The organism is Methylophaga sp. F7, from assembly GCF_056863975.1.
The window spans coordinates 1,907,271-1,919,106 of sequence record NZ_CM166511.1 but is presented as its reverse complement, the minus strand read 5'-3'; the positions used below and the strand labels follow the sequence as shown (position 1 = coordinate 1,919,106).

The following is an 11,836-nucleotide window of genomic DNA, read 5'->3' as shown; positions in this document are numbered from 1 at the left end:
CGATAAGGTGACAAAATGAGTTGGTTTGAAAGATTACTTCCATCGAAAATCCGCACCAGTGGCCGCAGCCGCTCGGTACCTGAAGGTGTCTGGTGCAAGTGTCCAGCATGTGACAATGTGCTTTATCGGGCTGAGCTTGAGCGTAACCAGATGGTGTGTCCCAAATGTGATCACCATCAACGGATAAATGCCCGTGATCGACTGAAAAGTTTTCTGGATGAAGATAATCGCCAGGAAATTGGTACCGAAGTTAAACCTGTCGACACTCTTAAATTCAAAGACAGTAAACGTTATCGTGATCGTATTACCCAGGCACAAAAAAATACCGGTGAGAACGATGCACTTTTAGCCATGCAAGGCACGCTTAAAGGCTTACCTGTTGTGGTGGTTGCGTTTGATTTTGGTTTTATGGGTGGCTCCATGGGCTCCGTGGTCGGTGAAAAGTTTGTCCGAGCTGCAAAGGTTGCCTTGGCCAAGAAACTTCCGTTGATATGTTTTTCCGCCAGTGGTGGAGCGCGCATGCAGGAAGGCTTGTTTTCACTGATGCAGATGGCAAAAACAAGTGCTGTTTTATCACAGCTTGAAGAGGCTGGCATCCCGTTTATTTCGGTGATGACCGATCCCACCATGGGCGGTGTTTCAGCCAGTCTGGCAATGCTTGGTGATGTTAATGTGGCTGAACCAAAAGCTTTAATTGGTTTCGCTGGTCCACGCGTTATCGAACAGACCGTTCGTGAAAAATTACCTGAAGGTTTCCAACGCAGTGAGTTTTTGCTGGAACATGGTGCCATCGACATGATTATTGATCGCCGTGAAATGCGCGATCGTCTGAATAATCTGTTAACCATGATGCAAAATCGTATTGCTGTTTAAACCATAGTTTATGCGATTTAATAGCTTGCCACAGTGGCTGGCATGGCAGGAAAAGCTACATTTTACTGAGATAGATCCCGGCTTGGATCGGGTGCGTGCTGTCTGGCAGCAGATGTATGACGACAACAGACTGCCTTTTCGGGTGGTGACGGTTGCCGGCACCAACGGTAAAGGCTCTTCTGTTGCATTATTGGCCTCTATACTCTCAGCTGCCGGCTATCGAACAGCCTGTTACACTTCGCCACATCTGTTGCGTTATAACGAACGCATCGTAGTTGATGGTCAAACGGCGACTGATCAACAGATATGTGAAGCTTTCGAGCGGGTTGATACCGCACGTGGTGACATTTCTCTGAGCTATTTCGAATTTGCCACGCTCGCTGCAGCAGATATTTTCTGTAGACAGAATATTGATATCGCGATTTTGGAAGTTGGTATGGGCGGACGGCTTGATGCGGTGAATCTGTTTGACGCCGATATTGCGCTGATTACGCCGATAGGTCTGGATCATACAGTTTGGCTTGGCGATACCCGGGAAAAGATTGGTATTGAAAAAGCCGGGATAATGCGGGCGAACAACCCTGTCGTCTGCAGTGAACATTCTCCGCCAGTCACCGTTATTGAGAGCGCTCAGAAATTAAGCTCGCCAGCGTATATTGCTGGCAAAGATTTCAATGCTCAATCTGATAAAAATGTATGGCATTGGCAAAATGCCGATTATCAGTTCAAGGGATTACCGTTGCCGGCCTTACTGGGGTGTTATCAGATTCAGAACAGCGCCGCTGTGCTACAGGTCATCAGCCTGCTGAAAGATTCCGGAATGGAAAAAATCAATGAAACAGCCATCCGTGATGGGTTGGCTCACGTCAGACTTGCTGGCCGGTTTCAGATGATTGATGGACCCATTACCCATATTTTTGATGTAACACACAATCAGCAGGGTGCTGAAAATCTGGCAAAACTATTAACGGAAATTCCTTGTCATGGCAAAACCCATGCGGTGATCGCTATGTTGCGTGATAAAGACAGCCAAGCGGTTTTTGATGCCTTGATTCCAGTGATAGATAATTGGTTTCTTGGTGGCTTAAATGGAAGCAGAGGGCAGTCTGCAGAAGATTTGGCAACTGGCCTGCAAGGTAAAATTTCCAATGATCGCATTCATACCAGTGAAGTAGTGGAACAGGCCTATGATTTGGCTTTAGCTAATGCTATTGAAGGGGACCGTATCTTAATTTTTGGCTCATTCCACACAGTAGAAGCCATCATGCGGCATATCCCGGATTTCATTAATGAGCCGTTATCTGCCTCAGCTTGAGGTGTCGTGATACAAGGCCTTAATTTCCTTATCATATCTTTGCTCAACCAGCGCACGTTTAACTTTTAAAGTAGGCGTCAGCAAACCATTTTCAATCGTCCAGGGTTGCAAAGTCAGATGTACTCGCCGAATCCTGGCATAGGCCGGAAATTCAAATAACCACTGTCTGAGTAAGCGGACAAAATGCTGCTGTAAAACTTTTGAGCCAAGACTTTCATTCTGCAAGGGATCCAAACCGAGTTGCTGCGCAATCTGCGGCCAGCTTTCGCCATTAATCACCAGTAAAGCGGCCAAATAAGGTTGCCCTTCACCGACGACTAACGCCTGATCAATCAGGCCATTGCTGACTATGGCGGCTTCAATATCGGCAGGCGGGACTTTTTCGCCATTATTGAGCACCAGAATATCTTTGATTCGACCAACAATATAAATATGTCCGCTTTCGCTGATGTGGGCTTTATCACCGGTATGCAGCCAGCCATCAGCATCAATCGTCTGTGCCGTTGCTTTATGATTATTCCAATAGCCCAGCATATTGCCCGGACCTTTTACCTCAAGCTCTTCATCCTTGCCAATACGGACTTCTACACCCTGAATAGCGCGTCCTACGCTGGCAGGATCATTACTGGAAGGTTCATTAACACTAATCACCGGACTGGTCTCAGTCAGGCCATAACCCTGCAGCAAAACTAAATCCAGTCCAATAAACAATTTAGCGGCGTGGGCGGGTAAAGCAGCACCACCACTGACAGCTAAACGCAGTTTGCCGCCAAGACGCTGATGAAATTTGCTCACAACCAGTTTATGCAGCAATGGCCATAACAGCAGGGATGGCGACCAATATTTCCGACCCTGTTGGTACTGAAAGCGTTTCCAACCGACCTTCACCGCCAGTTTGAAAATTCGACGTTTAAGCCAGCTGCCTTCAGCAAGTTGTTTATGAACCCGATCATAAATCCGCTCGAAAATTCTGGGCACAGCAATCATGATGGTGGGTTGGACTTGCCGCATATCGTCAGCAAGCAGGGGAATACTGCGAGAGAAAACTACTTTTGAACCAGCCATCATCGGCAGATAATAGCCGCCAGTTCGTTCCAATGTGTGTGATAGTGGTAAAAAGGACAAGAAAATATCATCAGGCAGGATTTCAAAAAACTGCAACGAACCATAGGCCACCGACAACATATTATGATGGCTGAGCATGACCCCTTTAGATCGGCCAGTGGTGCCAGAAGTATAGATAATCGATGCCAATTGTTCTGGTGCACAGTGGGGTAGTTTCAACTCAGCAGAAAAAGCTGTATCAAGCCAGTTCTGCAGCGATATCGTGGAGGATTCGTTATCTGTTGTCGATTCATCATGGAACAGCAGCACTCGTTTGACAGAATGTTCTTCGGGTAATACGGCTTGAATGGCTGACCATTGTCTGGAGCTGTTCACTAACAATAAACGTACATCAGCATCCTGTAATATATACGCAACGTTATCCGGCCGGTCATCGGGGTAAAGTGGCACCACTACCAGCCCCAGACTTAAAGCTGCCAGATCGAAAAATATCCACTCTTTGCTATTACGTAAATTGATTGCAACCCGATCACCCTTACGCAGATTTTCCTGTTGCAGCGCTTGTTGCCAGTCGGTTATTTCATCAGCAACCTGTTGCCAAGTTAAACTTTCCCAGCTTTTCTTATCATTATCAAAAAAGCCATAGGCATCTTTATCAGGACTTCTTTTTATCCGTTCACAAGCTAAGCCATACAGCGTTTGGGCCTGATCCGGAGAAATGTAATCATGGGCAGCAGACACAATTAATCAAAGAGCCAGCGTAATTGAACGCCGACGATATCGACTGAACTTTTATATTTACCGGATAATTCATATGTTTGAGTGCCACTTGTGAATGTATCCTCAATGCTGCTGTCTTTCATAAATATATGAGTATAGGCGGCATCCAAAATTATATTATCGCTATAGTGATAACTTGCCCCCAAGGCTAACCAGGTACGATCACTGTCCGGAATTCGAGGAGTTCGACGTTGCGCATTGGGAATCGGTGTTTCATCATAGGCAACACCCGCTCGCCAGGACCAACGGTCATTAGCTTTATATTCCACGCCTAATCCGTAACGCATGGAATTTTCCCAGTCTTCTTCCTTAACCGTATTTAGCCTGGAAACGTCAGAATTAATTTGCAACTCTTCAAAACGGCTCCATCGAGTCCAACTGGCATCGGCCATAACCGACCATTGTGAATTTAATTGGTGAACCAGAGCGATGGATGCCGATTCAGGCAAGGTTACCCGGCCACCAACATTTCCATCCTGAAAGCCAACGGCTGTTGCTTGAGGCTTCACATTTTCCGGTATGCGAAATTTGCCTTCACCGGTTAAGTCATGTGTTATTTTTGAACGATAACTTAAGCCCATGCGTGTTGCTTCAGTAAACTGATAGGTCATGCCCAGGTTATAACCCCAGCTCCAGTCATCGGCAGTGACTTTTACCCGTCCATCGTTGCCTTGGGAGTTACCTTGAAAAGAACCAAAGTTAGCTGCCTGGGAGAGCTCCAGATCGATATATTGCAGATTTACGCCAAAGCCCAATGACAGTTTTTCAGTCGCTTTAAAAGCAATGCTGGGATTAATATTAACCGTAAGCAGATCCGAACGAATCGCATGATAACGTCCCTGCCAGCTATCGCCATAATCGGTCACCAGACCGAAGGGTGCGCCAACACCAATTCCTACGACAGTCTTGTCATTTAATGGATGGGCATAATAAAAATTGGGAACTGCTGCCAGTTCACCGGCATTACTGCCATCACCACCGGTTAAGGGAGTGCCATCGATATTCGAACCGCGATCAGAGAATTCTGCTCTTGGTGCGATCAGATTGAGCCCCATATTCATTTCTTTACGGGATAAATTTGTCATGCCAGCCGGATTGAAAAAAATAGTACTGGCATCATCCGCCACTGCAGCACTACCTGAAAAGGCGCGTCCCAACCCCGTAATGCTTTGTTCTATCAGGGCATAGCCCGCTGCGGCTGCAGAATTACTGGCTGCCCCTAATAAAATATAAAAACCAAATTGGGTTGTACGGGACATGGTCATGGCAGCGTTACCTGGTAAGTGATTAGTTGTTAATTAAGGCAAAACTAGCTTATGCATGCAAATGAAGCAAGTTTGTAACAATTATCGACGCTGAAATAATAAATCCCATACTCCATGTCCCAGTCGATGACCTCGCTGTTCAAACTTGGTTAAGGGACGGTATTCCGGCCGCGGAATATAATCACCTGATATGCTGGTGTTGATAAAATCATGACTTGCCGACAGATCCTGCAACATTTGTTCTGCATAATTCTGCCAGTCTGTTGCCATATGCAGAAAACCGCCCGACTGTATTTTTTGTGCCAGGACGTTAACAAAGGCTGGCTGGATAATTCGACGTTTATGATGACGTTTTTTATGCCAGGGATCCGGAAAATATAGTTGCACGCGATGCAGAGCATTATCCGCAACCTGATTTTTGAGTAATTCCACGGCATCCGTGCAGGCCACCCGCACATTAGTTAAATTATTTTCTTCGATAGCTTTTAACAGTTGGCCCACACCTGGTCGATGCACCTCCACGCCAATGAAGTCGTTCTCCGGTTGGTGGATGGCCATTTCAATCAACGAAGCACCATTACCAAATCCGATTTCAAACACCACTGGAGCGTTACGCCCAAACAGCGCTTGCATATCAATAGATTGGTTATCGGCTTCAATACCAAACTTTGGCCATAAAACATCCAGTGCTTTTTGTTGACCAGGGGTTAAGCGACCCTCACGTTTCACAAAGCTTTTTACCTGACGGAGGCGTTTACCTTCGGTCATTGAATTCACCTTTCAATTAAGTGGTAACTCATCGATATGTCGATGAAAAACAGCGTGACATCATACCGAAGCACTACTGGAAAATCCTTATGGCGATGTATTTAACTGCCGCAGTTTGCAAAAATTGATGTTCTAAATACCAACTATGTGCAGATTTTAGCGTTGGGAAGTTGTCCCATAAATGACAAATCATTAAACAGCTAACCCAGTATTTTTCTGCGATTGATGCGGTACGGCAACAATAAAACCAAAAGCAGGTATTTGAGCATTAAGATGACATAAGCCCAGAAACAGTGCGAAAAAGAGTGATAAGGACTATAATGCGCTGTCTGAATATTAGATCTGATGGATAAACGCCGCTGCAATCAAGCGGCCTCAAATCCCGCTACTTCGATAGTACAAGTAAACGAAAGAGAGACTTAACTTTATGGTTCATCCAGTTTTAGACTCGCTCACCAACGAAGTGATCGAAAGAAGTAAAAAAACTCGCACGGCTTATCTTGCTCGTGTTGACGAAGCTGCAGGGCAGGGTCCTCATCGTCTGACGCTTGGCTGTGGTAATCTGGCTCATGGTTTTGCTGCCTGTGCAGCAACTGAAAAAAGTGATCTGGCTGGTGACAAAAAAGCCAATATCGGCATTATTTCAGCTTATAACGATATGCTTTCTGCACATCAACCTTATAAGGACTTTCCGCCACTTATCAAAGAAGCTGCCAACGAAGCTGGTGGGGTTGCCCAGTTTGCTGGCGGTGTACCGGCAATGTGTGATGGTATTACTCAGGGTTATCCGGGTATGGATCTGTCGCTGTTCAGCCGTGATGTCATCGCAATGTCCACAGCTGTCGGTCTAAGTCATAATATGTTTGATGCCGCAATGATGCTGGGTGTCTGTGACAAGATCGTACCTGGCTTGTTGATCGGGGCGTTAAGCTTCGGTCATTTGCCGACCATCTTTGTGCCGGCAGGTCCGATGCCAAGTGGTCTGCCGAATAAAGAAAAAGTTCGTATCCGCCAATTGTTTGCTGAAGGCAAAGTAGGCCGTGAGGAACTGCTTAAAGCAGAGTCAGAGTCTTACCATAGTCCTGGTACGTGTACTTTCTACGGTACAGCTAACAGCAACCAGATGATGGTTGAAATTATGGGACTGCATTTGCCGGGTGGAACGTTTATCAATCCTAATACCCCGTTACGTGACGAATTAACGAAAGAAGCAGCCCGTCAGGTATTGAAATTTACTGCAATGGGTAACGATTACCGTCCAATCGGTCATATGATCGATGAAAAAGCAATTCTTAATGCGATTATTGGCCTGCTGGCAACGGGTGGTTCAACCAACCACACCATGCACATTGTTGCAGTAGCCCGGGCTGCCGGTATCTTAATCAATTGGGACGATTTTGATCGTCTGTCGCAAATCATTCCTTTATTAAGCCGAGTCTATCCAAACGGCAGTGCCGATGTGAATCACTTCCAGGCAGCTGGTGGCATGGGCGTATTAATTCAGGAATTATTATCTCAGGGCTTGTTACACGAAGACATCATTACGGTTGGTAATGAAAAAGGCTTGAAACAATACAGTCAGGAGCCAAAAATCATTGATGGCAAACTGATTTGGCAGGAAGGTCCTAAAGAATCCCTGGATAAAGAAGTTATTGGCACAGTTGAACAACCTTTCGCCAAGTCAGGTGGTGTACATCTGATTAAAGGTAATCTGGGACGTGGAGTGTCGAAAGTTTCTGCGGTAGATGTTGAGCATCGTGTTGTAGAGGCACCTGCTTTGGTATTTGACGATCAGGACGATGCCGTTGCTGCATTCAAAAATGGCGAACTGGAAAGAGACGTTATCGTGGTCTTACGATTCCAGGGACCAAAATCCAATGGTATGCCGGAACTGCATAAACTCAGTTCACCGCTGGGCGTATTACAGGATCGTGGATTTAAAGTGGCGTTGGTCACTGACGGTCGTATGTCTGGTGCGTCAGGTAAAGTCCCGTCTGCCATTCAAATGTGTCCTGAATCTGCAGAAGGTGGTCCACTGACCCGAATCAAAGATGGCGATATTATTCATCTCGATACCGAAAGAGGCATTATGAATGTGCTGGTAGATGATGAAGAGTTTAATGCTCGTCTGTCTTGCATGATGGCCAATACTGAACATCATTACGGTAGTGGTCGCGAATTGTTTGACAGTTTCCGGGCAGGCGTTTCTTCAGCTGAAGAAGGCGCTATCAATATGTTCAACGTTGAATAATCTTCACCAGAATTAGGGATATCTATTTTTTATGAGCAAAACGATTCACGAAATTATGCAAGTTTCACCGATTGTCCCGGTGATGGTTATTAATAATGTTGAACATGCAGTGCCTTTGGCCAATGCGTTGGTCAAAGGTGGTCTGAAAGTATTGGAGATCACGCTGCGCACTGATGCAGCGCTGGAATCCATCCGTCGTATTAAAGCTGAAGTGCCAGATGCGATTGTCGGTGCTGGGACCATTATCAACATCGAAACGTTAAATGCAGCGATTGATGCGGGTGCAGAATTTATTGTCAGTCCTGGTACCACAGATACCTTGATTGAAGCCGCATTAAAAACCGGTGTGCCTTTATTACCGGGCGTAGCCAATCCTAGTGAAGCCATGCGCTTATTAGAGCGTGGCATTACCGCGATGAAGTTCTTCCCGGCTGAAGCGGCTGGCGGTGTACCCATGCTGAAATCAATTGGTGCCCCAATTCCACAAATTCTGTTCTGCCCAACCGGCGGTGTCAGTCAGAAGAATGTGAAAAACTACTACAGCTTACCTAACGTAGGTTGTGTAGGCGGTTCATGGATGTGTGCAGCGAATCTGGTAGAAGCGGAAAACTGGGATGAAATTACCCGTTTAGCGGCTGAAGCCATTGAGCTTGCTACTAACTAAAAGCAACAGGATTTAGTTAGATTAAAACCGGGCTGGTTTACCAGTCCGGTTTTTTTATTTCTTTAGATCACAATGCCGCGTTCCAACCAGTCCTCTATCAACTGTTTTGCGCCTTGTAACACAACTTCGGGGTTGGGATGCTGCAATACCTCAGCAATGGCTTCAGCGGCTTGCTGGCCAGTCTGACCGTCATCTAATAGATCAAGTAACCCTGCACTAACGGGATTAAGCTCAATAAACTTCACCTGATCATCAGCATTTCTGATATAACAACAGAAAAAATGGCGTTTCGGCAGCTTTATCAGGCAGATTATCCGGCCCGATTTGATGCACGGGGTAATCATAAGCAAAAGTCCAGCTCAGGGGGAGCGTTGCAGAGAGAGTTGCAGGATATCTTGCTGTTCAGTCACTTCACGCTTCACAAAATCCGCATTGGCAATTCCGAGCGCCAACTCAGCCCATTCGTAATGGGCGAGCTCAGCAAGAAAAGGCAACGTCTGATACTGCTGCGGATGTTCTTCGAGATAATGCACAAACTCGCGGGCAATATCATTAAATAAGGGTGAACTGCACCGATGCTCACGAATAAAGTCACGTGCCAGTGCATGCCAGGCAATTTCCCCCAGAATTTGTTTCAATACCGGACAGGCCGTGCTTAAAAAGCTTTCAATATTGTTATAAATCAGCCGCCGATAAATAGCCATGCGCCGCGATTCAACATCGGCTGGCTCAGGGATGCTCTCTGGATCACGCAGATGGGCGGTGAACTGCTGTTGGGTAGTTTTAAAATCAGGCGCTTGCTGCATGTTCAGATCGATATTGTGATTGGATATCTCGAATGTGACCGACTTCTTCAAACAGCGTGTTGAGAGCAGGGATATTAAAATCCCGTTCCAGCAACGTCGGAATCACTCCATGTTGCTGGTAAGTATGCTCAAGCAGTTGCCAAACCGGATCAATTACATCTGCACCATGGGTATCGATAATCAGATCTTCTGCTTCATTATAGTGACCGGCAATATGCAGGTAAGCGATACGTTTACTGTTAAGTGCGTCAATATAAGCATTAGCGTCATAACCGTGATTAATGCTGTTTACATAGACGTTATTCACATCAAGTAACAACTCACAATCGGCTTTTTCCAGTATTGCATTAATAAATTCAATTTCGTCTATCTGCCGGCCTGGTGCCGCGTAGTACGATACATTCTCGATAACCAGTCGGCGTTGCAGAATATCCTGAACCCGAAGAATGCGTTCTGCGACATGCTCAACAGCCTCGTCAGTGAACGGTATAGGCATCAAATCGTAAAGGTGACCCTCATCACTGCAATAGCTCAGATGCTCACTGTAGAGACGAACCTGATGCTGATCCAGAAAGTGTTTAATACGTTTAACAAACGCCTCATCCAGCGGAGCAGGGCTGCCAAGTGATAACGAAAGACCATGACATAGCATTGGAAAACGCTCACTGAATGCCCGCAGTTTTTTGCCCAGCCGACCGCCCATTTCCATCCAGTTTTCTGGTGCGACCTCAATAAAGTCGATAGGCGGGTGATCCAGCTGAATGATTTCATCAATGAAACTGCGTCTTAAACCCAGACCAGCTCCATTGACTGCATAACCTTGTGATCTCATGCTGAAACTCTTATTCATAAAAGTAATTAAAGAGACTCATCTTGATGCGATTTGTTACAACTGAATTGCCAATCGGTTTTATTCCGCCTCCGGAATTTCAAACATCGCACGATCAACGCCTACGTTGCCGGTTTTTGCATCGTATAAATAGACAACCGCTTTGTAGTGGCCGGGTTCGGTAATCGTGGTTTTACCGCTGAACATGCCAGCTGGTCCGGTAAAGTCCAGTGTTACTTCATCAATAGTTTCTTCATCGCGCATCAGAATAGCTCTGGCTTCATAATTATCAGACTGCCAATGACCGTCTTTGGTGATTGGGCAACCACAGAGCAATGAAGCTTTGGTGTAAATATCAACCTGACCATTCTCCAGAACACGGGTCCAGGCATCCACAATAAAGCCGGTCATGGTAATGATAATGCCATCACCCAGAATATCTTTTCCAGGCACCACCCAGCTGGTCAAGCTGGCTTCCTGATAGGCCTGCTGATAACCATAAGGTCCGATTAATTTAAATCGCAGTAATCTTGGCGCATCAATATCCACTTTCGCTAAAAAACCGGCCGTTTTATCATCTGTCAGTCGTTCGCCACGTTTTAATGGGTTTTCGATAAGCACCGCTGTATCGCCAGTGCCACCGTTTATCCATCCTTCATCGAGAATTTCACCTGTTTCAGCATCTTCAACGATGGCGCGAATACCACCGACACTGGTGCCAATAAATTTCGAATCAACTGCTTTCGCTCTGACCATGATCTCTGTTTCTGCAGCGATAGCTGACAGGCTGACTATCATTAGCGCAATAATTACCCAAAAGCGTGTGTACATGTCTCTCCCCCTCCAGACTTGTTTAATTAATCAGCATCATTCGATGCCGCAGACCATGCATCATAGCCCCCGATCATTGAATAGACATTAGTAAACCCAAGCTGTTGCAAGGTTGCTGTTGCCAATGCACTGCGACCGCCTGATTTGCAATACACCACAATAGGACGTGTTTTATCCTGAAAATCGGGATGTGTCTCTATTGAAAACTCCAGCATGCCGCGAGGAATATGTCTGGCATCAGCGATATGACCCTTAGCGTACTCTTCAGGCTCACGTACATCCAGAGCAATGCTGTCATCGTCCAGCATTTGCTGTGACTGGGAAACACTGATTTGCTGTATGGATGCTTTTGCTGCCTGTACCAGATCCGATGCTGTTTTTGCCATGCG

12 protein-coding genes are annotated in these 11,836 nt (G+C 46.0%); 4 read left to right on the top strand and 8 right to left on the bottom strand.

Annotated features, from left to right (window positions below):
- The first annotated feature begins 15 nt into the window (after positions 1 to 15).
- A complete protein-coding gene (gene accD / locus AC08OG_RS09710) occupies positions 16 to 873 on the top strand; it encodes an acetyl-CoA carboxylase, carboxyltransferase subunit beta (protein WP_292357556.1) in 858 nt (285 codons plus the stop codon).
- 10 nt (positions 874 to 883) lie between these two features.
- Positions 884 to 2,188, top strand: coding sequence for a bifunctional tetrahydrofolate synthase/dihydrofolate synthase (gene folC / locus AC08OG_RS09705; RefSeq protein ID WP_482929400.1), 1,305 nt, complete (start codon positions 884 to 886; stop codon positions 2,186 to 2,188).
- Here the strand turns inward: folC and AC08OG_RS09700 are convergent.
- From AC08OG_RS09700 to trmB, 3 genes are all read right to left on the bottom strand, one after another.
- Positions 2,180 to 3,994, bottom strand: a complete 1,815-nt coding sequence (locus tag AC08OG_RS09700) for an AMP-dependent synthetase/ligase (RefSeq protein WP_318988106.1) — start codon at positions 3,992 to 3,994, stop codon at positions 2,180 to 2,182. The two genes, folC and AC08OG_RS09700, sit on opposite strands and share 9 nt — an antisense overlap.
- Before the next feature lie 2 nt (positions 3,995 to 3,996).
- Positions 3,997 to 5,298, bottom strand: coding sequence for an OmpP1/FadL family transporter (locus AC08OG_RS09695; RefSeq protein ID WP_318988107.1), 1,302 nt, complete (start codon positions 5,296 to 5,298; stop codon positions 3,997 to 3,999).
- 81 nt (positions 5,299 to 5,379) lie between these two features.
- Positions 5,380 to 6,066 carry a tRNA (guanosine(46)-N7)-methyltransferase TrmB gene (gene trmB / locus AC08OG_RS09690; RefSeq protein ID WP_482929399.1) on the bottom strand — a complete coding sequence of 229 codons (687 nt, stop codon included), beginning with the start codon at positions 6,064 to 6,066 and terminating at the stop codon, positions 5,380 to 5,382.
- 427 nt (positions 6,067 to 6,493) lie between these two features.
- Between trmB and edd the strand changes: the two genes are divergently transcribed.
- Together edd and AC08OG_RS09680 are read left to right on the top strand one after the other, a co-directional pair.
- Entirely contained in the window at positions 6,494 to 8,317 is a 1,824-nt protein-coding gene (edd, locus tag AC08OG_RS09685; RefSeq protein WP_482929398.1) for a phosphogluconate dehydratase, read from the top strand.
- A 31-nt stretch (positions 8,318 to 8,348) separates the two neighbouring features.
- Positions 8,349 to 8,981 carry a bifunctional 4-hydroxy-2-oxoglutarate aldolase/2-dehydro-3-deoxy-phosphogluconate aldolase gene (locus tag AC08OG_RS09680; RefSeq protein ID WP_014707368.1) on the top strand — a complete coding sequence of 211 codons (633 nt, stop codon included), beginning with the start codon at positions 8,349 to 8,351 and terminating at the stop codon, positions 8,979 to 8,981.
- Between the two features lie 62 nt (positions 8,982 to 9,043).
- Here the strand turns inward: AC08OG_RS09680 and AC08OG_RS09675 are convergent, their stop codons facing one another.
- From AC08OG_RS09675 to AC08OG_RS09655, 5 genes are all read right to left on the bottom strand, one after another.
- A complete protein-coding gene (locus tag AC08OG_RS09675; RefSeq protein WP_482929397.1) occupies positions 9,044 to 9,325 on the bottom strand; it encodes a PqqD family peptide modification chaperone in 282 nt (93 codons plus the stop codon).
- Positions 9,326 to 9,340: 15 nt separating this feature from the next.
- Entirely contained in the window at positions 9,341 to 9,787 is a 447-nt protein-coding gene (locus AC08OG_RS09670; RefSeq protein ID WP_482929396.1) for an HvfC family RiPP maturation protein, read from the bottom strand.
- Positions 9,771 to 10,619, bottom strand: a complete 849-nt coding sequence (locus AC08OG_RS09665) for an HvfB family MNIO-type RiPP peptide maturase (protein WP_482929395.1) — start codon at positions 10,617 to 10,619, stop codon at positions 9,771 to 9,773. Before AC08OG_RS09665 ends, AC08OG_RS09670 begins: the two co-directional genes overlap by 17 nt.
- A gap of 78 nt (positions 10,620 to 10,697) precedes the next feature.
- A complete protein-coding gene (locus tag AC08OG_RS09660; protein ID WP_482929394.1) occupies positions 10,698 to 11,447 on the bottom strand; it encodes a hypothetical protein in 750 nt (249 codons plus the stop codon).
- A 26-nt stretch (positions 11,448 to 11,473) separates the two neighbouring features.
- Positions 11,474 to 11,833, bottom strand: coding sequence for a rhodanese-like domain-containing protein (locus AC08OG_RS09655; RefSeq protein ID WP_292748628.1), 360 nt, complete (start codon positions 11,831 to 11,833; stop codon positions 11,474 to 11,476).
- Positions 11,834 to 11,836 lie beyond the last annotated feature (3 nt).